Genomic DNA, 25,619 nt, shown 5'->3' with positions numbered 1-25,619 from the left:
AACCCTCCCCCGCAAGGGGGGAGGGAGCCTGAGCAGCGTGCTCACATGACCGGGCGCGACGTTACAAGTCTTGGCATGGGACCTGACGCCGCACTTGCTTGCGTTTATAGTTGCCATAGCAACTAGTCTATGCCAGTTTCCGCTCCCATAGAGACAGGGCCGGTCAACGGCTACGCATTTGGGAGGATAATGTTGCGCAGCAGCGCGCGGGCGACACGCATGGAAAACCGGGCAAAGGCCATGGTGGCGCAGGGCGCCGCCCGTGGTCCGGCTGCGCGGTCAGGTCGTGCTTTGCCCGGTCACGGCGCCGAGGTTCTCGTGCAGCCGGCGCAGCAGGTCGATCAGCACCTCGCGCTCGTCCTTCTTCAGGCACGACAGCAGCCGCCGCTCACGCTCCAGCGCCGCGACGATGACCTTGTCGTGGATGGCGCGGCCGCGCGCGGTCAGCGTGATCGAATGGGTGCGGCCGTCATCGGGCGCGTTGCGGATCGTCAACAGGCCGCGCTTTTGCAGCGCCGCGAGGTTGCGGCTGACCGGTCCCTTGTCGAAGCCGATCACCTGGCAGATCCGCGAGGCCGGAATCCCCGGCTCGATCGCCAGCTGCGAGATGATTCGCCACTCGGTAACGTTGACGCCGAAATTCTTCTGGTAAAATGCGGTGGCGCTGTTCGACAGCTTGTTGCCGATGAAGGTGATGAACGCCGGCACATAGCGATTGAGGTCCAGCAGCGGGCCGTCAGTGGCATCTGCGGGATCGGCCGGTCTCGGCCGGCGGGGCTTTCGGGGGAGGGGCTGACTGCTCATTTCCTCAAATCATCGCTGCGAAACTGTTCGGGAGCAAGTGACATGCGGCCCGTATCGACAAGATCAAACCTCGGGAGGTCCCGATGACCACAGCAACAGATGCGTCCGTCCCGCATCTCGACGTCGATCCGTTCGCGCTCGAGTTCTTCGCCGACCCGTTCCCGACCCATGAGCGGCTGCGCGAGGCCGGGCCGGTGGTCTATCTCGACAAGTGGAATGTCTATGGCGTGGCGCGCTACGCCGAGGTCCATGCGGTCCTGAACGATCCTGCGACGTTCTGCTCCAGCCGCGGCGTCGGCCTGAGCGACTTTTCCAAGGAAAAGCCGTGGCGGCCGCCGAGCCTGATCCTGGAGGCCGACCCGCCCGCCCATACCCGGACCCGCACCGTGCTGAGCACGGTGCTGTCGGCGACCGTGATGAAGCAGCTGCGTGGGCAATTTGCCGCCGCTGCCGAGGCGCGCGTCGATGCGCTGCTGGAGAAGCGCCGCTTCGACGCGATCGCGGACCTCGCCGAAGCCTATCCGCTCTCGATCTTCCCGGATGCGCTGGGCCTCAAGCCGGAGGGCCGCGAGAATCTGCTGCCCTATGCGAGCCTGGTGTTCAATGCCTTCGGTCCGCCGAACCAGCTTCGCGAGGAGGCGATCCAGCGCTCGGCGCCGCACCAGGCCTATGTGGCCGAGCAGTGCCAACGCGACAATCTCACCCCGGGCGGCATCGGTGCCTGCATCCATGCCCACGTCGACAGCGGCGCGATTACTGCGACCGAGGCGCCGCTCCTGGTGCGCTCGCTGCTATCGGCCGGGCTCGACACCACCGTCAACGGCATCGGCGCTGCCGTCTATTGCCTGGCGCGCTTTCCCGACCAGTTCGAGAAGCTGCGCGCCGATCCGACCTTGGCACGCAATGCCTTCGAGGAAGCCGTGCGGTTCGAGAGCCCGGTGCAGACCTTCTTCCGCACCACCACCCGCGAAATCGAGCTCAGCGGCGCCAAAATCCCGGAGGGCGAGAAGGTGCTGATGTTCCTCGCCGCCGCCAACCGTGATCCGCGCCGCTGGGAAGAACCCGACACCTACAACATCACGCGCCGCACGTCGGGCCATGTCGGTTACGGCTCGGGCATCCACATGTGCGTCGGCCAGCTCGTCGCCCGCCTCGAAGGCGAGGTGATGATGGCGGCGCTGGCGCGCCGTGTCGCGAAAATCGAAATCACCGGCGAGCCGAAGCGCCTGTTCAACAACACGCTGCGCGGGCTCGAGAGCCTGCCGGTCGAGATCACGCCGGCCTGACAAAATTGGCCGGCTGCGGAATGACGCAAAGGGAGGGATATGATGAGGGGCTTTGGGTTTGGTTTGGTGCTGGCATTGGCCTGCGCCGCGGGCAGCGCCCGCGCGGAGATTTCCGGCGACGTCGTACGCGTCGGTGTGCTCAACGACATTTCCGGCATCTTCCAGGACACCAACGGCATGGGCTCGGTGGAAGCCGCGCGGATGGCGGCGGAGGATTTCAACGGCGGCGGCAAGGGCATCAAGGTCGAGATCGTCTACGCCGATCACCAGAACAAGGCCGATGTGGGCTCTGCGATCGCGCGCAAATGGCTCGATGTCGAAGGCGTCGACGCCATCGTCGACGTGCCGAACTCGGCGGTCGGCCTCGCCATCAACACCATCCTGCGCGATAGCAGGATGACGTTCCTGGCCTCGTCGACCGCGAGCTCCGATCTCACCGGCAAGGCCTGCTCGCCGAACACCATTCAATGGGTCAACGACGCCTGGGCGACCGGCAACACCACGGCGGCCGCGATGATGCAGCGTGGCGGCAAGGACTGGTATTTTGTGACCGTCGACTACGCACTCGGCAAAGGCATTGAAGCCGAAGCGACGAACTACATCGAGAAGCATGGCGGCAAGGTGCTGGGCTCGAGCAAGCATCCGCTCGGGACGTCGGACTTCGCGTCCTTCCTGCTGCAAGCGCAGAACTCGAAAGCAAAGGTGATCGGCCTCGCCAATGCCGGCGGCGACACCATCAACGCGGTGAAGCAGGCGGCCGAGTTCGGCATCCAGCAGGGCGGCCAGACCATGGTGGCGTTCCTGCTGTTCGTGAACGACGTCCACGGCATGGGCCTCAAGGTCGCGCAGGGCCTGCAGCTGCTGGAAGCCTTCTACTGGGACATGAACGACGACACCCGCGCGTTCGCAAAACGCTTCGCCGCGCGTCCCGGCATGAACGGCAAGATGCCGAGCGGCAACCAGGCCGGCGTCTATGCCTCGACGCTCGCCTACCTCAACGCGGTCGCCGCCACCGGCAGCGACGATGCCAAGGTGGTGGTGCCCCAGATGAAGACCTTCAAGGGTACGGACAAGCTGTTCGGCGAGACCGCGATCCGCCAGGACGGCCGCGTCATCCACCCGATGTATCTGTTCGAGGTGAAGAAGCCGGAGGAGTCGAAATATCCCTACGACTATTACAAGCTGATCGCGACCATTCCGGCCGAGCAGGCATTCCGGCCGCTGGCCGACGGCGGGTGCTCGCTGGTGAAGTGAGGTTGCTGGTGAAGTCAGCTCTTCGCCGCGTACTCGATCCTCCCCTGGAGGGGTCGAGACGATCGAAGCTCGCTCTGGGATCGGTTCGCATGAAAATGCGAACCGACGTGGGGTGAAGGTCTCTCCGTTGAAACGGTGCCCGTGTTGAGAGATCACCCCACCCCGGATCGCACGTCGCTATGCTCGTTGCGATCCGACCCTCCCCCTCCAGGGGAGGGTGAAGGGGGAGCTTCTGCGTTGAGATCGGAACTCGCTACGCCGCCTTCGGGCTCGCCGCCTTCACCCGCGCCAGCATTTCACCCGTCGTCATCACATGCGCGGTGGAGAAGGCGAGGATCGTCAGCGTGGCGCGGTGCACCTCCTCGGCCGATAGCGCGCCCTGACCGACATCGGGATAGTCGAACGTGCCCGTCGCGTCCGACAGGAAGACCACCTTGTAATTGTGGAACATGGCGTCGCGCGCGGTGGCGTGGCAGCAGTTCTCGGTCGTCGTTCCCGAGATGATCACCGTCGTGATGCCCCATTCGCGCAGGATGAGGTCGAGATCGGTCGCGAAGAACGCGCTGTAGCGATGCTTCTTGATGACGTGCTCGCCGGGGGCGGGCGCAAGATCATTGAAGATCTCGACGCCCGTGGTGCCGTCGACCAGCGACGAGCGGTCGGCGATCGGCGCATAGAGATCGTCATAGAGCCCCATGTCGCTGCCGTCGCGGCGATGCACATGCGCGGTGTAGATGACGCGGATGCCCTTGTCGCGGCAGGCCTTCAGGGTCTGCGCCAGACGCGGCACCATGGCGGCGGCCTGCGCGGACCGCAGCTTGGCGCCCTCGGCCACGAAATCGTTCTGCATGTCGACCACGATCATGACGGTGCGCGCGGGATCGATGATTTCGCATTGGTAGCCCATCTGCGTCTCCTCTCCTGGTGGAGGATATTTTCTACGCCGGTTCCTGCGGCCGTTCTTGGCTGTGCGGGCCAATCGCTGGACTCTGCTTGCCAGATGGGAGGGGCGGACGCAGAATATCCCGCTGCCGGGTTGGGCTGGAGCAGGACCAATGCAGACCCCAGATCATGCAGTCGTTGCGCAGACGCTCGTCGCGCCGGGTGACAGTTTCGACCGCTGGCATCACGTCACCTGCCGTGAATTCTCGCTGACCGAATGCCGCCGCGTCGCCGATGAGGCGTTTGCCGCATCGATCTCGATCCGCCATTTCGGTCCGCTTGCGATCAACGACATCTGGTCGTCGACACCGGCCGCCGACCGCATCCGGGTGATGCGCAGCGCGAGCGACGTCCGCAGGGACCCGCGCGACTATTTCATGCTGTGGCTCACGCTGCGCGGCGAGGTCAGCTTTGCCCAGGGCGGGCGCGAGGTGCAGATGCGCCGCGGCGATCTCATGCTGCATGACCAGGCGCAGCCGTTCACGCTGGAATTCGCTCCGAGCGCGCGGTCGATCATGGTGTCGATCCCGCGGCCGCTGCTGCTCGCGCGGCTGCCGGATGCGCAACGCCTGACCGCGCGAAAGGTCGGCAACTCCTCAAAGGTCGGAGCGCTGGCGGGATCGCTGATCCGCCGGCTGACGCGCCTCGACGACGAGGCCGGGCCCGCCGCGATGCGGCTCGGCGCCTCGGTGCTGGATATTTTCGCAACCACGCTGCAGACCGAGCTGACCGACGAGGTGCCACCGCACGGCGATGAACGGCTGGCGCGGGTCAAGGCCTACATCCTGGCCAATCTCGACGATCCCGAGCTCGACCTCGATGCGATCGCCACCGCGCAAAACATCGCGCCGCGCACGCTCAACCGGCTGTTCGCGCGTGAAGGCACGACGCCGATCCGCTGGCTCTGGCAGCAGCGCCTCGCCGGTGCCTACCAGGCGCTCGCCGAACGCCGCTTCGTCCATGTCACCGACGTCGCGCTGAGCTTCGGCTTCAGCGACGTCTCGCATTTCAGCCGCGCCTTCAAGGCCGCGTTCGGGCGGTCACCGCATCAGGTGATGGGGTGAGGAGCGTGCGGATTGCAGTGCAACGGTCAAGCACTGCACTGATCGCGATTCCGTCATCCTGAGGTGCGAGCGGAGCGAGCCTCGAAGGATGCACGGCCACCAGATGGGCCGTTCATCCTTCGAGGCTCGCAAGGGCTCGCGCCTCAGGATGACGGAGATAGAGTGAGCGCGTAACCCGCGACGCCTACTGCGCGACCTTGCTGCTGCCTTGCGTGATCAGCCGCGCGGCGCGCTGGTCGCGGGTGTGGATCCAGAGCCAGTTCATCGCCACCGCAATCCGGTGGCGCACGCCGATCAGGAAGTAGATGTGGGCGAGGCCCCAGATCCACCACGCCAGCGAGCCGCGCAGCTTGAGCCAGCCGAAATCGATCACCGCCTTCTTCTTGCCGATCTGCGCAAGGCTGCCGGCATGCTTGTAGCGGAACGGCGGCAGCGTCTTGCCGTCGAGCCGGGCCCTGATCAATGCGGCGACGTAGCGCCCCTCCTGCTTGGCGGCCGGCGCGATGCCGGGCACCGGATTGCCGTCGGGGTCCTTGATGGTGACGGTGTCGCCGACGGCGAAGACGTCGGGATGGCCGGGCACGGTCAGATCCGGCTCGACCTGCAGCCGGTGGGCGCGATCGGCCGGCGCGTTCAGCCACTCGGCGGCGCGCGAGGCGCGCACGCCGGCGGCCCAGACGATGGTGCGCGCTTCCAACCTCTTGCCGCCGAACACGACGCCGTCGGCCGAGCATTCGGTGACCGGCTCGCCCAGCATCACCTCGACGCCGAGTTTTTCCAGCGACGCCTGCGCATAGGCCGAGAGGTCATCGGGAAAGCCTGCCAGCACGCGCGGCCCGGCCTCGATCAGCACCACGCGCGCCCTGCGCGTGTCGATGTGACGGAAGTCCTGCGGCAGCGTGTCCTTGGCAAGATCGGCGATGGTACCGGCCATCTCGACGCCGGTCGGCCCGGCGCCGATGATGATGAAGGTCAACAGCGCCGCGCGCTTGTCCGGATCGGGTTCGCGCTCGGCGCGCTCGAACGCGACCAGGATGCGCCGCCTGAGCGTGGTCGCGTCCTCCAGCGTCTTCAGGCCGGGCGCGAACGGCTCCCATTCGTCGTGGCCGAAATAGGCGTGGCGCGCGCCGGTGGCGAGGATCAGCGTGTCGTAGGGAATGCTGCCGCTGTCGTCGAGCTGCACCTGCTTTGCCGCCGCATCGACGCCGCAGACATTGGCGAACAGCGTCGTCACCTCGGGCCGGTCGCGCAGGAGATAGCGGATCGGCCAGGCGATCTCGCTGGTCGCGAGCGATGCGGTTGCGACCTGATAGAGCAGCGGCTGGAACAGATGATGGTTGCGGCGGTCGATCAAGGTGATCTCGACCGGCGCGCCGCGAAGACCGAAGGCAGCTTCCAGCCCGCCGAAACCGGCGCCGACGATCACCACGCGATGAGGTTTGGCCGGCGCTTGCGTCATCTGATGGCGTCCTCGGTTTCGAACGGCTTCGTCGTCTGATTATGTAGTCATTCGCGGCCTCGTTCCAATACGAATTGCTTGATCGCCCGATAGCAAAACCCGATCGCTGAAAACCTCACGCATCCTGTGGCGCGGCCGCTGCAACCGCGCGTTGCCGCATCGGCAGGAACAGTCCCGCGACCGCGCCGGCGAATGACAGCGTTGCCGCAAGGCTCATCGCCGCGCCGAAGCCGCTGGTGAAATGTCCGGATGAATCGGCTGCGCCATTGGCGGAAAAGCTCGCGACCAGCGCCGCGATGCCGAACATGCCGCCGAGGAAACGGCCCATGTTGAAGATGCCCGAGGCCTTGCCCATCTCGCTGACGGCAACCGCGCTCAGCACCGCGTTCTGTGCGGCCGGCATCGCCATCGAGACGCCGACGCCGGCAAGCACCAGCGGCGCGACCAGCGCGGAATAGGGCACGGACGGACTCACGATCTCGCTGATCCAGCCGAGCCCGATCGCCTGCATCAGGAGGCCGGTGACGACAAGCGTGCGTTCGCCGAACCGGTTGACGACGGCGCCGGCGATCGGCGCCGTGACGAACAGCGTTGCCGTCCACGGGATCAGGCGCAGCCCGGCATCGAAGGCGTCGAAGCCGAGCGCGATTTGCAGGAACTGCGGCAGCAGGAACAGCACGCCGTACATCGCGGCATAGAACAGCACGCTTGCGGCCATGCCGGACGCGAATGGTCTGGCCGCGAACAACCGCATCGGCACCATCGGGCTGGTGGCACGCAGCTCCCACAGTACGAACAGCACCGCCAGCGCGCCGCCGGCGATCAGCGCGCCGGCGACTTCGGCGCTGGCCCATCCGACGCCGTTGCCGCGCAACAGGGCCCAGACCAAAGCCAAGGCCGCGAGCGCGACCAGTATCAGTCCGGTGATGTCGAGCGGTGCTGACGGTCCAAAACTCTCGCGCAGGCGCGTCAGCACGAGGGCGATCGCGACAAGGCCGATCGGCAGGTTGATCCAGAAGATCCAGCGCCAGCCGAGATGCTCGGTGATGAAGCCGCCGATCGCGGGGCCGATGATCAGCGCGCAGCCGGTGATGCCGCTGAAAATGCCGAGCGCGCGGGCGCGCTCCTCGCGGCCGAACGCGCCGCTCAGGATCGCCATCGCCAGCGGCATCACCAGCGCGGCGCCTGCGCCTTGCAGCGCGCGGGCGGCGATCAGGGCCGCGGCATTGCCGGCCAGCGCGCAGGCCGCGGAGGCCACGACGAAGAGGCCGATCCCGCCCGCGAACATCCTGCGCCGCCCGAAGCGGTCGCCGAGCGCAGCGCCGGTCAACAGCAGCACCGCGAAGGTGAGATTGAAGGCGTTGACGGTCCATTGCAGCGTCTCCACCCGGCTGCCGAAATCGGCGCGGATGGTGGCGAAGGCCGTGGTCATGATCATGGCGTCCAGCGCCATCATGAAGGATGCCAGTGCGGTGAGGCCGAGCACCCAGCGCTGTTCGGCGCGCTCTCGGGGAGTCTGCATGGTCGTTCTCCGTTGGCGCACCGCAGGGTTGCGGCGCGCTTCGCAGGCCAAGACGAACCGGAACGGGCAAAGGATGCGGCCGGAAATTATTTTTGCCGGACCGCATCCTTTGGCAGCCCGGAAACGTCCTTGGGTCTGACGCGGCCGGTTCGGGCCGCAGCACCAGGCCAAGGAGATTGCGATGAGACGGACCCTGATCAGGTACAAGGCGAAGCCGGAACTGGCGGACAAGAATGCCGCGCTGGTTGCGGCCGTGTTCGCCGAATTGAAGGCGGCCGCGCCGGATGGCGTGCGCTACATGACCCTGCGGCTGGAGGACGACACCTTCATCCACATGGTCGAGACCGCGGCCGACGACGGCTCGAGCCCGATCCCGAAGCTTGCCGCGTTCCAGGCCTTCCAGGACGGCATMCGAGATCGCTGCGCCGAGCCGCCGCTGGTTCGCAGTGCTGTGATTGTCGGTAATTATCGTATGCTGGATGAGCCGTGAACCGATCTGGCGGAGCCATCATGACGTCACCACCCCAAGCGCCGGCCGCGACCGAGGTCGACGTGCTGTTGGCGGCGATGCGGCCGAGGCTGCATCGCTACTGCGCCCGCATGGTCGGATCCGTCATCGACGGCGAGGATGTTTTGCAGGACGCGCTGATCAAGGCGGTGGAGGCTTTCGCGTCCGCCGCCCCGATCCAGAACCCGGACGCCTGGCTGTTCCGGATCGCGCACAACACCGCGCTCGATTTCCTCAGGCGGCGCAACCGCCAGGAAGCGCTCCACGCGCCGGAGGAGGTGGACATGATGGCCGGAGAGCTCGATGATTTCAGTCGCCGTGAGATCGCGGCAAGCAGCCTGCGCACCTTCATGCGGCTGCCGGTGGCGCAGCGCTCGAGCGTGATCCTGATGGATGTGCTCGGCTGCTCCTTGCAGGAGGTCTGCGGCATCATGGATTTCAGCCTGCCCGCGGTGAAGGCGGCGCTGCACCGTGGACGCACGCAACTGCGCGCGTTCGCCCGCGAGCCTGACGATGCGCCGCGGCCCGGCCTGTCGCCGGCCGACCGCAACAGGCTGAATGCCTATGTCAGCCGCTTCAACGCCCGCGACTTCGACGCCATTCGCGCCATGATCGCCGACGACATCAGGCTGGAACTCGTCAACCGGACGCGGCTGAATGGCCGGGCCGAGGTGTCACGCTACTTCGGCAATTATGCGAAGATCGACGATTGGCATTTGGTGACCGGACAGGTCGAGGGACGTCCCGCGATCCTGGTGTTCGATCCGGACGCTCTGGACGCGCCGCCGCGATCGTTCATGCTGCTCGACTGGTCGGCCGACAAGGTCGCCACGATCAGGGATTTCCGCCACGCCGCCTATGCGATCGACGGCGCCGAATGGGCGGCGGATGGGGGGTAAATTCAGTGTCGTCCCGGCGAAGGCCGGGACCCATCACCCCAAATGCAAATCGTTACGTGATGCTGGTGCGGCGAGTCCCGCCGACAACATCCGCTGCGGCGTATGGGTCCCGGCCTTCGCCGGGACGACGGTGGTGCTACCGCGTCCGTCCGCCGAATTCGCCGTTGGCGACGCGCGCGATGCGGCTGGTTGGAGCGGCCGGCGCGCTGGTCCTGCCGAAGAACCCGTCCGATCCGCCGCCCGTGTCGCGCGGCTGCGCCGGCGGTTCGTCATCGGCATAACCGCTCGGCCAGAACAGCAGGACAATCGACAGGCCGAGATTGACGAAGCCGCTGACGACGGTTGCATGTTGCCTGCTGCCGATCGCCCACGCCGGAAACTTCTGAGCGATCAGCCCGTCGATGATCGTGAATGCGATCCAGCCCCCCACCACCACGACCGGATCCCATCCGATGTCGCGGATGCGCATGCAGTGGAGCGTGAACGAGGCCACGATGAAGATGCCGGCGACTGCAAGCACGGGCCAGCCCAGTTGCTCGAGCGTCAGCGGCGCGCCGTAACGGAGCTTTTGATAGGCCTGGCTCGCGATGCCCATGCACATCACCGTCACCACGACGCCAAGGGCAATCGAGGCGAGGAAATAATGCAGCCGGCCGATCCGGGCGTTCAAGCCGAACAGAAATCCCAACATGTGACGCGCCCCTTTTGCATCAGCGTCGTCCGGCGATGCTTTCAAGACCGTGAAGGGCGGGACGTCTTGCCCTGGCGTGGTTTCCGGCCGCTTTACCGAATGCCTAAAGCCTGCTGCATTGCGGCACCCGCGGGCCCGGCCCCTGCGACAATCCGTTGCTTGCGCAACCGGCATTATATTTCTTGCCATGGCCGATTTAGACGAATTATGATGCAAGGTGCTGGGGTATGCGCCGAAGGTTCTAATGGAGTGCCGTCGGTTCATGCTTGCTGCACACTTGCGATATCGCGCACAAAACACGTCACAGAACGACGCGCGGAAAGCGTGACCCCGGGGCCTCGATTGGGCCTGGCGGGATCTTTGGTTGAGGAGGGGAGTGAATATGAAAAAGGCATTTTGGCTGGCGGGCGCCATGGCTCTGGCGCTCGCGCAGCCCGCGATGGCGGCTGACAGCGTCAAGATCGGGTTCGTCTCGACCTTCAGCGGTCCGACCGCCGTGATCGGCAACGACATGCGCAATTCGTTCGAGCTCGCGCTCGACCATCTCGGCCGCAAGATCGACGGCAAGCCGGTCGAGGTGATCTACGAGGACGACCAGCAGAAGCCCGATGTCGGCAAGCAGAAGACCGAGAAGCTGGTGCAGTCCGACAAGGTCGATTTCATCGTCGGCTACATCTGGTCGAACGTGCTCTTGGCGTCGCTGAAGACCGCGGTCGACTCCAAGACCTTCCTGATCTCGGCCAATGCCGGTCCGTCGCAGCTCGCCGGCGAACTGTGCTCGCCTTACGTCTTCTCGACCTCCTGGCAGAACGACCAGACGCCCGCCGCGATGGGCCTCTACATGAACCAGAAGGGCGTCAAGTCGGTGTTCCTGATCGGCCCGAACTACGCCGCCGGCAAGGACATGCTCGCGGGCGTGAAGAGCACCTTCAAGGGCGAGGTGGTCGGCGAGGAATACACGGTGTGGCCGAGCCAGCTCGACTTCTCCGCCGAGCTGACCAAGGCGCGCAATTCCAAGGCCGAGTCGATCTTCGTGTTCTATCCGGGTGCGGCCGGCGTCCAGTTCCTGAACCAGTACGCCCAGGCCGGCATCAAGGCGCAGATCCCGCTCTACACCGCCTTCACCATCGACGAATTGTCGCTGCCGCTGCAGAAGGACAACGCGATCGGCATTCCGGGCGCGCAGGAATGGGTCAACGACCTGCCGAACGCCGAGAACAAGAAGTTCGTCGAAGACTACCGCAAGAAGTATCCCGGCCTGCGCCCGACCTACTACGGCGCCCAGGCCTATGACGCCGCCCAGCTGATCAACAGCGCCGTCGTCGCGGTGAAGGGCGACCTCACCAAGAAGGACGCGATGAAGGCGGAGATGGAGAAGGCCAACTTCAAGTCGCTGCGCGGCCCGTTCAAGTACGGCAACAACCACATCCCGATCCAGAATTTCTATCTGCAGGACGTGGTCAAGGATGCCGACGGCCAGCTCTCGCTGAAGACGGTCGCGACCATCGTCAAGGACGACCAGGACAAATTCCACGGCAAGTGTTCGATGAAGTGATCGTTTGCGCCGTGTTGGCGCGCAGCTTGCTTTCGGTTTCACCTCGCCCCGCGTGCGGGGAGAGGTCGGCGCGTAGCGCCGGGTGAGGGGGACTCTCCACAAACCCGGTCTGCGGCGCTGCCCCTCACCCCAACCCTCTCCCCGCGAAGAGCGGGGCGAGGGAGTTCACGTGGCGGCGGCGCGTGCGCGCTGCCGCTGTTTTGTTTCAGCCCGATATGATGGATCCATGTATCTCGTCGTCGAACAACTGCTGAACGGCCTGCAATTCGGTCTCCTGCTCTTCCTGCTGGCGGCCGGACTGACGCTGGTGTTCGGCATCATGGACTTCGTCAATCTGGCGCACGGCTCGCTCTACATGATGGGCGCCTATTTCGCGGCGACCTTCGTGGCCTGGACCGGCAGCTTCGTGCTCGGCGCGCTGCTGGCGCTCGGCGCCACGCTGTTGCTCGGCATCGCACTGGAATATGTCGCGCTCAGGCATCTCTACGGCCGCGACCATCTCGACCAGGTGCTGGCAACCTTCGGCCTGATCCTGTTCTTCAACGATGCCGTGCGGCTGATCTGGGGTCCGGCCGGCCTCGCGCTGCCGCTGCCGACCTGGCTCACCGTCCCGGTGCAGATCATTCCCGGCGTGTATTATCCGGCGTACCGGCTGATGATCATCGTGGTCGCGCTGGCGGTCGCAGCGCTGCTCTATCTCGTCGTGATGCGCACCCGCGTCGGCATGCTGATCCGTGCCGGCGCCTCCAATCGCGAGATGATCGGGGCGCTCGGCATCAACATCAAGCTGCTGTTCACGCTGGTGTTCGGCCTGGGCGCCGCGCTCGCCGGTCTCGCCGGGCTGATGCAGGCGCCGATCCTCACCGTGCAGATCGGCATGGGCGAGAACATCCTGATCCTGGCCTTCGTCATCATCGTGATCGGCGGCATCGGCTCGATCCGCGGCGTCTTCATGGCGGCGATCTTCGTCGGCATCATCGACACGATGGGCCGTGCCTTCCTGCCCGATTTGTTGCGCAAGGTCTTGAGCGGGGCGGCGGCCTCGACCGCGGCGCCGGCGCTATCTTCGATGCTGATCTACCTCCTGATGGCCATCATCCTTGTGCTGCGGCCCGAGGGGCTGTTCCCGGCGGCCAAACGATGAAGCCCAAGCTCAACGCCTCCAATGCGGTCGCGGCGCTGATGTGCGCCGCGCTCATTCTGCTGCCGGTCTATTCGGCGGCGACCGGCAACATCTTCATCCTGACGCTGTTCACCCGCATCGTGATCTTTGCGCTGGCCGCCGCGAGCCTCAACCTCATCATGGGCTATGGCGGCATGATGAGCTTCGGCCACGCCGCCTATCTCGGCATCGGCGGCTATGCCGTCGGCATCCTCGCCGCCGAGGGCATCGGCTCCGGCTTCATCCAGTGGCCGGTGGCGCTTGTGGTCTCGGCGTTGTTCGCGCTGCTGATCGGCGCGCTGAGCCTGCGCACCCGCGGCGTCTACTTCATCATGATCACGCTCGCCTTCGCGCAGATGGCCTATTACGTCGCCTCCGCGCTGTCGCGCTACGGCGGCGACGACGGCTTGACCGTCTACAAGCGCAGCGATTTCGCCGGCTTGATCAACCTGTCGGATCGCAACCAGTTCTATTACCTCTGCCTCGCCTGCCTGTTCGGCGGCCTCTATCTGATCTGGCGTATCGTCAATTCGCGCTTCGGCCTCGTGGTGCAGGGCGTCCGCTCCAACGAGCAGCGCATGCAGGCGATCGGCTTCCATGCCAACCGCTATCGCCTGGTCTGCTTCGTCATATCAGGCACGATCTGCGGCCTGGCCGGTGCGCTGCTGGCTAACAACACCGATTTCGTCAGCCCGGCGGTGATGTACTGGACCCGTTCCGGCGACCTCATGGTGATGGTGATCCTGGGCGGCATGGGCTCGCTGTTCGGCCCCGTGATCGGCGCGATCGTGTATCTGCTGCTCGAGGAGTTGCTGTCGCAGTTCACAGAATATTCGGGATTGATCCTCGGCCCGGTGTTGCTCCTGATCGTGCTGTTCGCACGCGGCGGCATCATGGGCCTGCTCGGGAGGATGCGCCGTGGCTGATCCTCTGCTCCGCGTCGACAATCTGGTCCGCCGCTACGGCGGCATCACCGCGACCGACAACCTCTCGATGGAGGTGGTGCCCGGCGAATTGCACGCCATCATCGGCCCCAACGGCGCCGGCAAGACCACGCTGATCAGCCAGCTCACCGGGCAGGTGATGCCGAATTCCGGCACCATCACCTTCGCCGGCCGCGACGTCACGGGCCTGCCGTCCTACAGGCGCTCCAGGCTCGGGTTGGCGCGCTCGTTCCAGATCACCTCGCTGCTGAAGGACTTCTCCGCGATCGACAATGTCGCGCTCGCGGCACAGGCGCATGACGGCCACTCGTTCCGCTTCTGGGGCAATGCGCGCAAGGAGCGGCATCTGCGCGAGGTCGCGCGCGCGGCGCTGGAGCGCGTCGGCCTCGGCAAGCGCGCCGATATCGTGGTCTCGCAATTGAGCCATGGCGAGCAGCGCGAGCTCGAGCTCGCCGTCGCGCTTGCGACCAAGCCCCAGCTTCTGCTGCTGGACGAGCCGATGGCCGGACTCGGCGTCACTGAATCGGCGCGGATGGTCGCGCTGCTGAAGGAGCTGCGCAAGGAAGTGACCATCGTGCTGGTCGAGCACGACATGGAGGCGGTGTTCGCGCTCGCCGACCGCATCACGGTGCTGGTCTATGGCCGCGTCATCGCCTGCGGCGTGCCGGACGCGATCCGCGGGGATGAAGAGGTCAAGCGCGCCTATCTCGGCGAACAGCATGCGGTGACGCGCCATGAGTGAAGCAAAGGCCGCTGAAACCTTGCTCGAAGTCGATGGCATCGAGACCTGCTACGGGCTGAGTCAGGTGCTGTTCGGCCTGTCGTTGCAGATCAGATCGGGCGAGATGGTCGCTCTGATGGGCCGCAACGGCATGGGCAAGACCACGACGATCCGATCGATCATGGGCCTGACGCCGGCGCGATCAGGCGCCATCCGCTTCGCCGGCGAGGCGGTGCGCGGCCTGCCGTCCTACAGAATTGCAAAACTCGGCATCGGCCTGGTGCCGGAGGGACGCCAGATCTTTCCGAACCTCACGGTGCGCGAAAACCTCGTCGCCGCCTCGGGCAATCGGCTCGGCGCCGCCGATCCCTGGACCATCGACAAGATCCACGCGCTGTTCCCGCGGCTCGCCGAACGCACCAGCAATATGGGCGTCACGCTGTCCGGCGGCGAGCAGCAGATGCTCGCGATCGGCCGCGCGCTGATGACCAACCCGAAACTCCTGATCCTCGACGAGGCCACCGAGGGCCTCGCGCCCCTGATCCGCGACGAGATATGGAGCTGCCTGTCGATGCTGAAGGGCCGCGGGCAGTCGGTGCTGGTGATCGACAAGAACGTCGGCAACCTCGCCCGCATCGCCGACCGCCACTACATCATCGAGCGCGGCAAGACGGTGTGGAGCGGAACCAGCGAGCAGCTGCTCGCCGAGCCAGAGTTGCAGCACAAGTATCTGGGGATTTGAGGCCTGGTCCACGCGCCAGAACCCATCCCCGTCACCCTGAGGAGCGCGTCTTCGCGCGTCTCGAAGGGTCGACGGCCCGGCTGGTGGCCGTGCATCCTTCGAGGCTCGCTCCGCTCGCACCTCCGGCGACAAAGGCGAAGCCTTTGCGCGGGGATGACGGATTACGGGATCAAAGCATCTCAAACTATTCGCGGTGCTCCCAGCAGCTGATCGCCGCCAGACTGCCGCGCGCAAACCGATACCCGTCACCCTGAGGAGCGCGGAGCGCGTCTCGAAGGGTCGACGGCCCGGCTGGTGGCCGTGCACCCTTCGAGACGCGCGAAGACGCGCTCCTCCAGCGACAAAGGCGAAGCCTTTCCGCGGGGATGACGGATTACAAAGTCAAAACATCTCGAAATATTCGCGCTGCTCCCAGTCCGAGACCTCGGCCTGGAAACGCTCGATCTCCGCGTTCTTGATGAAGACGTAGTAGTCGACGAACTCCGGCCCCATCGCCCCGCGGAAGAACGGATCATCCTGAAGCGCGAACACCGCTTCGCGCAGCGACTTCGGCAACAGCGCCGCCTTGGTCTCGTAGGGCGTGTCGGCGGACGGGCCGGGATCGAGCTTGCGGTCGACGCCGTCGAGGCCGGAAAGAATTTGCGAAGCCATGTAGAGATAGGGATTGGCGGCGGGCTCGCCGATCCGGTTCTCCAGCCGGGTTGCCGGATCGTTTGCGCCGCCGAGCACGCGGATCATGACGCCGCGGTTGTCACGTCCCCAGATCGCGCGATCCGGCGCCAGCGAATAGGAGCGGTAGCGCTTGTAGCCGTTGATGGTCGGCGTCGTGAATACGGTCGAGGCCCGCGCGTGCTCGATCAGGCCGGCGAGCCAGGCGCGGCCGAGCGGGCTGAGCGGCTCGCCGGTCTCCTTGGCCATGAAGACGTTCTCGCCGCCCGCGCGCGACACCACCGATTGGTGCAGATGCCAGCCGCTCGCGAACACGTTCGGCAGTTTCGGCCGGCACATGAAGGTCGCGTGATAGCCGTGGCGGTGCGCGATCTGCTTCACTGCGGAGCGGAACAGCACCATGATGTCGGCCGGCGCGAGGCCTACCGTCGGCGCGAAGGTGAATTCGCACTGGCTCGGGCCGAATTCGACCTCGACCGTGCGCAACGGCAGGTCGAGCGCGATGATGTCGCGGCGGATGATCTCGAGCGCCGGCTCCATCTGATCGTAGCGCTGCTCGGTGAGATACTGATAGCCGTGCGACAGCAGGCTGACCGACGGCGGCCGGCCGGGCTGGCCGGCATCCTCCGGCGCCATGTGCGCATCGTCGAGCTTGAACAAATGGAATTCGACCTCGAGGCCGGCGACGAAATCGTAGCCGCGGCCTGCGAGCTGATCGAGCACCTTGCGATAGAGGTTGCGGGTCGCGAACGGCACCGGCCGGCCGTCGCTGAAATAGAGATCGCACAGCAGCCACCCGGTGTTTTGCGCCCAGGGCAGCACGCGGAACGTGGTGGGATCGGCGACCATCAGCACGTCGGCCGCGCCCTCCATCTCCTTCATGCCGAAGCCGCCGCCCGACGTGAACACCGGAAACACCGTCTTGTGCGAGGTGTCCTTGGCGAGCATCGTCGTGGTGATCGAGCAGCCGCTCTCCAGCGAGCGGACGGCTTCGGACGCGATCAGCGTCTTGCCGCGCAGGATGCCGTGCTGGTCGGGGAAGGAGAGGCGGATGACCTCGAGGTTCTTCTCCTCGACGATGCGGCGGAGGCGGGCTGCGGCCTCCTTCTGCTCATTCGACCACAGGCCGTGACGCTCGACGAAGCTCAAGGTGTCACCTCTCCAAAGGCGTCATTGCGAGCCACCCGGTCGGCGCGAAGCGCCGCCGGATGACAGGCTCCGCGAAGCAATCCATCGTTCCGCATGCGCGGAAGCATGGATTGCTTCGTCGCTGCGCTCCTCGCAATGACGGCTGGTGTTGAACACATACTACTCCGCCGCCGTCAGATGCTGCACCTTCCCCGCGATCTCGCGCGGCACGGGCGCGGCCCACGGTGCGCCGCGGCGGCGCTTGACGTCGACTTCCATCCAGTAGAGCTCCCAGCCCAGCGTCGGCCCGATGCCGTCCATCGTCGCCGGGCCCTGGATGCTGCGCGCGGAGGCTTCATCGAGGAACAGCATCGGCTTCTCGCCGCCGCCGACCTTCTCGATCTCCTGCCGCAGCAGGCGGCGATACTGCACGATCGCCTTGTCGCTCTGGCCGAGATGCTCGTTGGTGCGGTCCTGGATCGCGCCCATCGATTCCACCGCCCACTGGTCATGGACGTTGATGTCGGTGCCCATGCCGGTATAGGTCTCGGTCGCCTGCTCGTGCGGATCGAAGCCGTAATCGTTGCTGCGGTTCTTGCGCGACTTGTAGTCGGGCAGCGTATAGAGCTCGAGCCGCTGGTCGCGCATCTTCTGCTTGTCGACCGGCGCGGCGTAGCTGGTGAAGATCGCGTACCAGTAGCAGTTCTCGTCATCGACCGGCACGTGCCACTGCGTGATCGTCATCTCGGTCGACATCGGGATCACGAAGCCGTGCGGGAACAGCTGATTTGTCACCCGCACATGGGTGCTGGTGTCATCGAGCTGGCGCAGCGCGATCAGGCGCAGGCCGTATTCGGTGTGCTCGACATTGATGATCGGCCGATCATATTCGCGCAGGATTTTCGTCATCGGCATGTCGCTGCCGGCCGAGGCGCCGCGGAATTGCTTGCCGTAGGCCGCCGAGGTGTCCTCGTCCTCGAAGAAGCGATGCAGGAAGGAGGCGTGCGCCGGGTCGATGCCGACCTCGAGCGCCTGCAACCAGTTGCAGTTCATGTGGCCCTTGAACGCAAACGTATGGCTTCCGGGCGCGACGAAACAGTCGAGCTCCGGAAACGCCGGCGGGGCGCCTTCGCCGAGATAGGCCCACAGGATGCCGCTCTTCTCGACCACCGGATAGGAGCGCTGCTTGATGCCCTTGCAGAGCTGCGAGCCGGTAGGCTCGGCCGGCGTCTCGATGCACTGACCTGACGCGTCGAACAGCCAGCCGTGGAAGGCGCAGCGCAGTCCGCCATTCTCGAGCCGGCCGAAGGCGAGGTCGGCGCCGCGATGCGCGCAATGGCGATCGATCAGGCCGTAGCTTCCGTCCTCGCCGCGGAACAGCACCAGGTTTTCGCCGAGCAGGCGCACCGGCCGGACCGGGCGCGGTCCCTCCAGCTCCTCGACCAGCGCCGCCGGCTGCCAGTAACTCCGCATCAGCTTGCCGCAGGGATCCTTGCGGCCGGTGCGGGTGATCAGATCGTTCGCTTCCTGGCTCATCATGGCGGCGTCTCCCGGATTTGGATTTGTTCGCCTATTGAACGAATGTGCGAATTATGCCATGTCTGGTCGGGACAGCAAGCGCAATTTTTGAACCGTTCAAAGCCTAACCCATGCCCAAGCTGAAACGGACCGATCAGGACGAACGTGCCACCGACTTCGTCGAGGCGCTCGATCGCGGCCTGCGCCTGTTGCAGGTGTTCGGCACCGTCACCGGTCCGGCGACGCTGAGCGACCTGGCGCGCGCCGCCGACCTGCCGCGCGCCACCGCGCGCCGCATCCTCTTCACGCTCGCGCATGGCGGCTTCGTCTCAACCGACGGCAAGCTGTTCACGCTGACGCCGCATGTGCTGACCTTGGCGGGCTCGTTCCTGCAATCCAACCAGGTGGTGACCGTGTTGCAGCCGGTGCTCGATCGCATCGCGACCGCAGCGCAGGAGATTGCTTCGCTCGCGCTGCTCGACGGCGACGACGTCGTGTTCGTCGCGCGCTCGAGCCCGACGCGGGTGTTCTCCGCCGGTCTCGATATCGGTTACCGGCTGCCGGCGTTCTGCACCTCGGTCGGCCGCGCGATGCTCGGCCGGCTCGACGATGCCGAACTGGCCCCGCGGCTGAAGGCGATGCGCCGCGAACCGGTGACGCCGCAGACGGTCACCGATCCGAAGAAACTGCTCGCCACCATCATCGCCGATCGCGCGCAGGGCTATTCACTGGTCGACCGCGAGGCCGAACCGCATTTCCGTTCGATCTCGGTGCCGGTGCACCGCTATGACGGCACCATCGTCGCCGCCATCAACATGGGCGCACATGTCGATCGGGTGCCGGCCAGGGAATTGATCGATCGCTTCCTGCCGCTGCTGCGCGAGGGGGCGGAGGACGTGAAGAGCCGGTTGTTGTGAGGGCCCCCATCGCCGTCACGGATTTCGTCATTGCGAGGAGCGAAGCGACGAAGCAATCCATGCATCCGGACACGCGGAAGGATGGATTGCTTCGCTTCGCTCCCAATGACGGAGATAGCTTGCGCCGAAGGCTAAAGCGCCACGCTGCGTAGCCCGAAGCTCCGCGCCTCGTTCTGCAGCACCGGCCGCACGGAATCGATCAGCCGCGCGGCGGCGGCATCGACCGAGAGCCCGGCAGTATCGACCACCGCCGATGCGCGGGCGTACAGCGGCTCGCGGCTGACCAGGATGTTGCGCAATTCGGCCATCGCCGAGCGGTCGTCGGCCATCGGCCGCAGGTCCCCCTGGCGGCGAACGCGGGCCATGTGCTCTTCCGGCTCGGCCTTCAGCCAGATCGTGTAGAACGACGACAGGATCAGGTCGAAGGTCAGCGCCTCCGAGACGATGCCGCCGCCGGTCGCCAGCACCATCAATTCCTTACGCGCCAAGAGCTGCGTCAGCGCGGCCTGCTCCATGCGGCGGAAGCCTTCCTGGCCGTACAGCGCGATGATCTCGGCGACCGAGAGGCCGTTCTGCGCCTCGATCTCCTTGTTGAGCTCGACAAAACTCCAGCCGATCTTCTTCGCCAGCATGCGCCCGAGCGTGGTCTTGCCGGCGCCGCGCAGGCCGATCAGCGCAATGCCGGAGAAGGAGGCGCGGCGCGGCGCCAGCGGGCTGCTGCCGGCCAGCATGTCCTTGGCCTGCGCGATCTGGTTGGGCGAGGCCTTGCGCAGGAGATCGCGGATCACGGCCCAGTCCGGGACCGGCTCGCTGGAGGGGATCAGGTCCTCAAGATGCGCGCCCATCGCGGCTGCGACACGGCGCAGCAGCACGATCGAGACATTGCCTTTGCCGCTTTCGAGCTGGGCGATGTAGCGTTCGGAAATGCCGGAGACCTTGGCGAGCACCTTGCGCGACATGCCGCGCAGGGCGCGCATCGTGCGCACGCGCTGGCCGAGCTGTTCGAGGAAGTCGGTTTCCGGATCGTTGGCTGCGGTCATGATCCCCGTACGACGCGCGGGCCTGACTGAATCGGGCCCAAGAGTTTAGGAAACATAGTGCCGATAAGGATTGACAGCAAGCCAAGCTGGTGGCTTTGTATGAATTATAATTCTTAAATTCACAGGAGAGGGAAGCGTGGGGCGTCTGGGTCCGAGGAGCGGGGCATGACTTATAACGCAGTCTCCTGGCTGCTCGACCGCAACGTCGATGAGGGCCGCGGCGACAAGGTCGTGTTCGACGACACGGTGTCGCAAATCACCTATGGCCAGTTGCAGCAGCAGACCCGGCGCCTCGGCAACATGCTGCGTCGGCTCGGCGTCCGCCGCGAAGAGCGGGTCGCCATGATCATGCTGGATACGGTCGATTTCCCGATCGTGTTCCTGGGCGCGATCCGTGCCGGCGTGGTGCCGGTGCCGCTCAACACGCTGCTGACGTCAGAGCAATACGCCTACATCCTCGGCGATTGCCGCGCCCGCGTGCTGTTCGTCTCCGAGGCGCTGCTGCCGGTCGTGAAGGACGTGATCGCGCGGATGCCCGACCTCGAACATGTCGTGGTCTCCGGCAAGGATGCGTACGGCAACAAGAAGCTGTCGGATGAGATCGCGCGCGAGAGCGACGTGTTCGCGACCGCGCCGACGCATGCCGACGAGCCGGCGTTCTGGCTCTATTCGTCGGGCTCGACCGGCATGCCGAAGGGCGTGCGCCATCTGCATTCCAATCTCGCTGCGACCGCGGAGACCTACGCCAAGCAGGTGCTCGGCATCCGCGAGGACGATGTCGGCCTGTCGGCGGCAAAGCTGTTCTTCGCCTATGGACTTGGCAACGCCTTGACCTTCCCGATGTCGGTCGGCGCCACCACGGTGCTCAATTCGGAGCGTCCGACGCCGGCGGTGATGTTCGCGCTGATGAACAGATATCACCCCAGCATCTTCTTCGGCGTACCGACGCTGTTCGCGGCAATGCTGAACGACGAGGCGACCAAGGCGCAGTCCGGCGGCAACCGCCTGCGGGTCTGCACCTCTGCCGGCGAGGCGCTGCCGGAATCGGTCGGCAATGCCTGGCGCGCGCGGTTCGGCGTCGACATTCTCGACGGCGTCGGCTCGACCGAGCTGTTGCACATCTTCCTGTCGAACGCGCCGGGCGACATCAAGTACGGTTCGTCCGGCCGTCCGGTGCCCGGCTACAAGGTGCGGCTGGTCAACGAGGCTGGCGCCGATGTCGCCGACGGCGAGGTCGGCGAGCTGCTGGTCGATGCGCCCTCGGCCGGCGAGAGCTACTGGAATCAGCGCGCCAAGAGCCGCGCCACCTTCGAGGGAGCCTGGACCCGCACCGGCGACAAATACACCCGCGATGCCGACGGCCGTTACACCTTCTGCGGCCGCGCCGACGACATGTTCAAGGTGTCGGGCATCTGGGTCTCGCCGTTCGAGGTCGAGAGCGCGCTGATCACCCATCCCGCGGTGCTGGAAGCCGCCGTCGTGCCGGAAGCCGATCCGGAAGGCCTGCTCAAGCCGAAGGCCTATGTGGTGCTGCGGCCCGGCAACTCAGCCTCAGGCCTGCACGAGGCGCTGAAGGAACACGTCAAGCAGAAGATCGGCCCGTGGAAATATCCGCGCTGGATCGACGTCGTCGACAATCTGCCGAAGACGGCGACGGGAAAGATCCAGCGGTTCAAGTTGCGCGATGGTGAAGGCGCAAAGCACTGAGGCGTCCAGTGAGTAGCTGTGTGCGTAGGCGTTTCCGTGAGGTGAGTGCCCTGGACAGGCTCCCTCCCCCCTTGCGGGGGAGAGGTGGGGAGAGGGGTAAGCCCCGGGCGCCGACGCCTGAGATCAAGCGCTGCCGCATCAACAACTCTCAAAACGTCATCGGACAGCGCTGCGCTGTTGTCATCCTTCGTCGTGCAGCGGAGCAAGCGGCACCCCTCTCCCTGCCCCTCCCCCGCAAGGGGGGAGGGAATGAGAGAGCCGTTGTTGCGTCGCTCGCATGTTGAGAGAACGGAGCTTCACATGATCCTTTCCCCGACCGGCTTCCTCACCATCGACGGTGCCGATCTCGAATACCGCATGATCGGTCCATCACCCGAGACCGCGCCGACCATCGTGATGCTGCATGAAGGTCTCGGCTGCGCCGGGCTGTGGGGCGATTTCCCCGAGAAGCTGCAGGCGGCGACCGGCGCCGGCGTGTTCGCCTATTCGCGTAGCGGTTATGGCGCGTCGTCGCCGGTGAAGTTGCCGCGTCCGGTCGACTACATGCATCGCGAGGCGCTCGACGTGCTGCCGAAGCTGCTCGACCGGATCGGTTTTCGCCGCGGCCTCTTGCTCGGCCATTCCGACGGCGCGTCGATCGCGGCGATCTATGCCGGCGCGCATCAGGATCATCGCCTGCACGGCCTTGCGCTGCTCGCGCCGCATTTCATCGTCGAGGACATCTCGGTGCAGTCGATTGCCGAGATCAAGACGGCGTATGAGACCACCAACCTGAAGGAGAAGCTCGCGCGCTGGCACAAGGACGTCGACAACGCCTTCTATGGCTGGAACGGCGCCTGGCTCGATCCGGCATTCCGCGACTGGGATATCTCCGAGTATCTCGCTTACATCCGCGTGCCCGTGCTGATCGTGCAGGGCGCGGACGACCAATACGGCACGATGCGGCAGGTCGAGATCGCCGAGGGCGAGTGCTACTGCCCGGTCGATGTCGCTGCCATCGCGGGCGCCGGCCATTCGCCGCATCGCGAGGCCGCCGCGGTGACGCTCGAAGCGGTCACCGAATTCGCCAAGGCGGCGCTGCGCGACGACCCGGCCCTGGCGGCGTAAAGGGTCTGCAAATGCATCCATCCCCGTCATTGCGAGCGAAGCGAAGCAATCCATCGCCCCGCGTATGCGGAACAATGGATTGCTTCGTCGCTGTCGCTCCTCGCAATGACGTGGATGGAGGTGCCCGTGCGTCCATCTAGGCCATTGGCCCAACGAACGATTTTTCCGAACATGAAACAAAATGCATGTTTTTGCGTTTTGAACTGGACTAGATCGAAAACATGCATTATTGTGCATGAAGACAAGACGAACCTTCAAACGAACAACAGGTAAGGGTGGCCCATGGCTGGTGACGATCGCGTCCTTGCAAACGGGGCGAAGTACATCGACTTCCAGACCGAGCCGTCGCGCTACCGGCACTGGAAGCTCGACGTCGCCGGCGACGTCGCGACGCTGACCATGGACGTCGACGAGAACGCCGGCCTGTTCGAGGGCTATCAGCTCAAGCTCAACTCCTACGACCTCGGCGTCGACATCGAGCTGGCGGATGCCGTGCAGCGGCTGCGCTTCGAGCATCCCGAGGTCAAGGTCGTGGTGATGCGCTCGGGCAAGAACCGGGTGTTCTGCGCCGGCGCCAACATCCGCATGCTGGCGGGGTCGACCCACGCCCACAAGGTCAACTTCTGCAAGTTCACCAACGAGACCCGCAACGGCCTGGAGGATTCCAGCGAGAATTCCGGCCAGAGCTTCATCACCGTCGTCAACGGCACCGCGGCGGGCGGCGGCTATGAGCTGGCGCTCGCGACTGATCACATCATGATGGCCGATGACGGCGCCGCCGCCGTCGCGCTGCCGGAAGTGCCGCTGCTCGCGGTGCTGCCGGGCACCGGTGGCCTGACCCGCGTCGTGGACAAGCGCAAGGTGCGCCGCGACCATGCCGATTTCTTCTGCACCATCGAGGAAGGCATCAAGGGTAAGCGCGCCGTGTCCTGGCGCCTGGTCGACGAGATCGCGCCGAACTCCAAGCTCGAGGGCAAGCTTGCCGAGCGCGTCAAGGAATTCGCCGCCAAATCGAAGCGCAACGGCACAGGCAAGGGCCTCGCGCTGACGCAGCTGAAGCGCACCATCGACGACAGCGCGATCCGCTACGGCTTCGTCAGCGTCGACATCGATCGCGCGGCGCGCATCGCCACTATCTCGATCAAGGCGCCGGAAACCACCGCGCCGGCGGACATCGACGGCATGATTGCGCAGGGCGCTTCGTTCTGGCCGCTGCAGGTCGCCCGCGAGCTCGACGACGCGATCCTGCATCTGCGCATCAACGAGCTCGAGATCGCGATGCTGGTGTTCAAGAGCCATGGCGACCGCGCCAATGTGGTGTCCCATGACGCGTTCATGGAGGCCAACAAGGCACACTGGCTGGTCAACGAGGTCAGGCATTACTGGAAGCGCGTGCTCAAGCGCATCGACGTCACCTCGCGCACGCTGGTGACGCTGGTCGAGCCGGGCTCCTGCTTCGTCGGCACCTTGGCCGAACTCGTGTTCGCCGCCGACCGCTCCTACATGCTGATCGGCCAGAAGCAGGGCGACAACCGTCCGCCGCCGGCGATCGAGCTGACCGCRATGAATTTCGGGCCCTATCCGATGAGCCATGGCCTGACGCGCTTGCAGTCGCGCTTCCAGGCCGATCCGGTTGATCTGGAGCGCGCGCAGGGCTCGATCGGCAAGGCGCTCGACGCCGAGGAGGCCGAGGAGCTCGGCCTCGTCACCTTCGCGCTCGACGACATCGACTGGGATGACGAGGTCCGCGTGTTCTTCGAGGAACGCACCTCGTTCTCCCCCGACGGCCTCACCGGCATGGAAGCCAATCTGCGCTTCGTCGGTCCGGAGACCATGGAATCGAAGATCTTCTCGCGCCTCACCGCGTGGCAGAACTGGATCTTCCAGCGGCCGAACGCGGTCGGTGAAGACGGCGCGCTGCGCCGCTACGGCACCGGCCAGAAGGCGCAATTCGACATGACGCGAGTTTAAGGGAGCACG

22 protein-coding genes are annotated in these 25,619 nt (G+C 65.5%); 14 read left to right on the top strand and 8 right to left on the bottom strand.

Features of this window, described 5'->3' with window-relative positions:
• Nucleotides 1–279: 279 nt before the first annotated feature.
• Nucleotides 280–804, bottom strand: a complete 525-nt coding sequence (locus BI327_RS27320; protein ID WP_076864398.1) for a MarR family winged helix-turn-helix transcriptional regulator — start codon at nucleotides 802–804, stop codon at nucleotides 280–282.
• Nucleotides 805–887: 83 nt separating this feature from the next.
• On the opposite strand from BI327_RS27320, the gene BI327_RS27315 reads away from it, so the two are divergent.
• Both BI327_RS27315 and BI327_RS27310 read left to right on the top strand, forming a co-directional pair.
• The gene (locus BI327_RS27315; RefSeq protein WP_076864397.1) at nucleotides 888–2,090 is read left to right on the top strand and encodes a cytochrome P450; all 1,203 of its coding nucleotides are present in this window, start codon (nucleotides 888–890) and stop codon (nucleotides 2,088–2,090) included.
• Nucleotides 2,091–2,132: 42 nt separating this feature from the next.
• The gene (locus tag BI327_RS27310) at nucleotides 2,133–3,344 is read left to right on the top strand and encodes an ABC transporter substrate-binding protein (RefSeq protein WP_076864810.1); all 1,212 of its coding nucleotides are present in this window, start codon (nucleotides 2,133–2,135) and stop codon (nucleotides 3,342–3,344) included.
• A gap of 253 nt (nucleotides 3,345–3,597) precedes the next feature.
• Here the strand turns inward: BI327_RS27310 and BI327_RS27305 are convergent, their stop codons facing one another.
• Nucleotides 3,598–4,251: an isochorismatase family protein gene (locus BI327_RS27305; RefSeq protein WP_076864396.1), complete on the bottom strand. Its 654-nt coding sequence runs from the start codon at nucleotides 4,249–4,251 to the stop codon at nucleotides 3,598–3,600.
• 148 nt (nucleotides 4,252–4,399) lie between these two features.
• On the opposite strand from BI327_RS27305, the gene BI327_RS27300 reads away from it, so the two are divergent.
• Nucleotides 4,400–5,350: an AraC-like ligand-binding domain-containing protein gene (locus tag BI327_RS27300; protein WP_076864395.1), complete on the top strand. Its 951-nt coding sequence runs from the start codon at nucleotides 4,400–4,402 to the stop codon at nucleotides 5,348–5,350.
• Between the two features lie 184 nt (nucleotides 5,351–5,534).
• Here the strand turns inward: BI327_RS27300 and BI327_RS27295 are convergent, their stop codons facing one another.
• Entirely contained in the window at nucleotides 5,535–6,809 is a 1,275-nt protein-coding gene (locus BI327_RS27295) for an NAD(P)/FAD-dependent oxidoreductase (protein ID WP_076864394.1), read from the bottom strand.
• 115 nt (nucleotides 6,810–6,924) lie between these two features.
• Nucleotides 6,925–8,331: an MFS transporter gene (locus BI327_RS27290; RefSeq protein ID WP_076864393.1), complete on the bottom strand. Its 1,407-nt coding sequence runs from the start codon at nucleotides 8,329–8,331 to the stop codon at nucleotides 6,925–6,927.
• Nucleotides 8,332–8,512: 181 nt separating this feature from the next.
• On the opposite strand from BI327_RS27290, the gene BI327_RS27285 reads away from it, so the two are divergent.
• Nucleotides 8,513–8,821, top strand: coding sequence for a hypothetical protein (locus tag BI327_RS27285; protein ID WP_076864392.1), 309 nt, complete (start codon nucleotides 8,513–8,515; stop codon nucleotides 8,819–8,821).
• Nucleotides 8,822–8,841: 20 nt separating this feature from the next.
• Nucleotides 8,842–9,738, top strand: a complete 897-nt coding sequence (locus BI327_RS27280) for a sigma-70 family RNA polymerase sigma factor (protein WP_076864391.1) — start codon at nucleotides 8,842–8,844, stop codon at nucleotides 9,736–9,738.
• A gap of 136 nt (nucleotides 9,739–9,874) precedes the next feature.
• On the opposite strand, the gene BI327_RS27275 is transcribed toward BI327_RS27280, so the two are convergent.
• Nucleotides 9,875–10,429 (bottom strand): hypothetical protein, encoded by a 555-nt coding sequence (locus BI327_RS27275; protein WP_076864390.1) that lies wholly within the window; start codon nucleotides 10,427–10,429, stop codon nucleotides 9,875–9,877.
• Between the two features lie 382 nt (nucleotides 10,430–10,811).
• Between BI327_RS27275 and BI327_RS27270 the strand changes: the two genes are divergently transcribed.
• The 5 genes from BI327_RS27270 to BI327_RS27250 all read left to right on the top strand — a co-directional run bounded on the left by BI327_RS27270 (nucleotide 10,812) and on the right by BI327_RS27250 (nucleotide 15,553).
• A complete protein-coding gene (locus BI327_RS27270) occupies nucleotides 10,812–11,984 on the top strand; it encodes an ABC transporter substrate-binding protein (protein WP_076864389.1) in 1,173 nt (390 codons plus the stop codon).
• Nucleotides 11,985–12,210: 226 nt separating this feature from the next.
• Entirely contained in the window at nucleotides 12,211–13,128 is a 918-nt protein-coding gene (locus BI327_RS27265) for a branched-chain amino acid ABC transporter permease (protein ID WP_076864388.1), read from the top strand.
• Nucleotides 13,125–14,072, top strand: coding sequence for a branched-chain amino acid ABC transporter permease (locus BI327_RS27260; RefSeq protein ID WP_076864387.1), 948 nt, complete (start codon nucleotides 13,125–13,127; stop codon nucleotides 14,070–14,072). Before BI327_RS27265 ends, BI327_RS27260 begins: the two co-directional genes overlap by 4 nt.
• Nucleotides 14,065–14,832, top strand: a complete 768-nt coding sequence (locus BI327_RS27255; RefSeq protein WP_076864386.1) for an ABC transporter ATP-binding protein — start codon at nucleotides 14,065–14,067, stop codon at nucleotides 14,830–14,832. Before BI327_RS27260 ends, BI327_RS27255 begins: the two co-directional genes overlap by 8 nt.
• Nucleotides 14,825–15,553: an ABC transporter ATP-binding protein gene (locus tag BI327_RS27250; protein WP_076864385.1), complete on the top strand. Its 729-nt coding sequence runs from the start codon at nucleotides 14,825–14,827 to the stop codon at nucleotides 15,551–15,553. The genes BI327_RS27255 and BI327_RS27250 overlap by 8 nt, the downstream gene beginning before the upstream one ends.
• Before the next feature lie 381 nt (nucleotides 15,554–15,934).
• Here BI327_RS27250 and BI327_RS27245 read toward each other — a convergent pair whose 3' ends face one another.
• Nucleotides 15,935–17,371, bottom strand: coding sequence for a glutamine synthetase family protein (locus BI327_RS27245; protein WP_076864384.1), 1,437 nt, complete (start codon nucleotides 17,369–17,371; stop codon nucleotides 15,935–15,937).
• 159 nt (nucleotides 17,372–17,530) lie between these two features.
• Nucleotides 17,531–18,889, bottom strand: coding sequence for an aromatic ring-hydroxylating dioxygenase subunit alpha (locus tag BI327_RS27240; protein ID WP_076864383.1), 1,359 nt, complete (start codon nucleotides 18,887–18,889; stop codon nucleotides 17,531–17,533).
• Between the two features lie 110 nt (nucleotides 18,890–18,999).
• Here BI327_RS27240 and BI327_RS27235 point away from each other — a divergent pair, with 110 nt between their 5' ends.
• Nucleotides 19,000–19,785 (top strand): IclR family transcriptional regulator domain-containing protein, encoded by a 786-nt coding sequence (locus tag BI327_RS27235; RefSeq protein WP_076864382.1) that lies wholly within the window; start codon nucleotides 19,000–19,002, stop codon nucleotides 19,783–19,785.
• A 131-nt stretch (nucleotides 19,786–19,916) separates the two neighbouring features.
• Here BI327_RS27235 and BI327_RS27230 read toward each other — a convergent pair whose 3' ends face one another.
• A complete protein-coding gene (locus tag BI327_RS27230) occupies nucleotides 19,917–20,825 on the bottom strand; it encodes a helix-turn-helix transcriptional regulator (RefSeq protein ID WP_076864381.1) in 909 nt (302 codons plus the stop codon).
• 165 nt (nucleotides 20,826–20,990) lie between these two features.
• On the opposite strand from BI327_RS27230, the gene BI327_RS27225 reads away from it, so the two are divergent.
• From BI327_RS27225 to boxC, 3 genes are all read left to right on the top strand, one after another.
• A complete protein-coding gene (locus tag BI327_RS27225; RefSeq protein WP_076864380.1) occupies nucleotides 20,991–22,532 on the top strand; it encodes a benzoate-CoA ligase family protein in 1,542 nt (513 codons plus the stop codon).
• Nucleotides 22,533–22,832: 300 nt separating this feature from the next.
• Nucleotides 22,833–23,639 carry an alpha/beta fold hydrolase gene (locus BI327_RS27220; protein ID WP_076864379.1) on the top strand — a complete coding sequence of 269 codons (807 nt, stop codon included), beginning with the start codon at nucleotides 22,833–22,835 and terminating at the stop codon, nucleotides 23,637–23,639.
• 282 nt (nucleotides 23,640–23,921) lie between these two features.
• On the top strand, nucleotides 23,922–25,610 hold the full coding sequence (gene boxC, locus BI327_RS27215; protein ID WP_076864378.1) for a 2,3-epoxybenzoyl-CoA dihydrolase: 1,689 nt from the start codon (nucleotides 23,922–23,924) through the stop codon (nucleotides 25,608–25,610).
• Nucleotides 25,611–25,619 lie beyond the last annotated feature (9 nt).

This window comes from Bradyrhizobium mercantei (assembly GCF_001982635.1).
Classification (GTDB): Bacteria; Pseudomonadota; Alphaproteobacteria; order Rhizobiales; family Xanthobacteraceae; genus Bradyrhizobium; species Bradyrhizobium mercantei.
The sequence above is the reverse complement of the archived record's forward strand: the minus strand, read 5'-3'. Positions and strand labels throughout refer to the sequence as shown.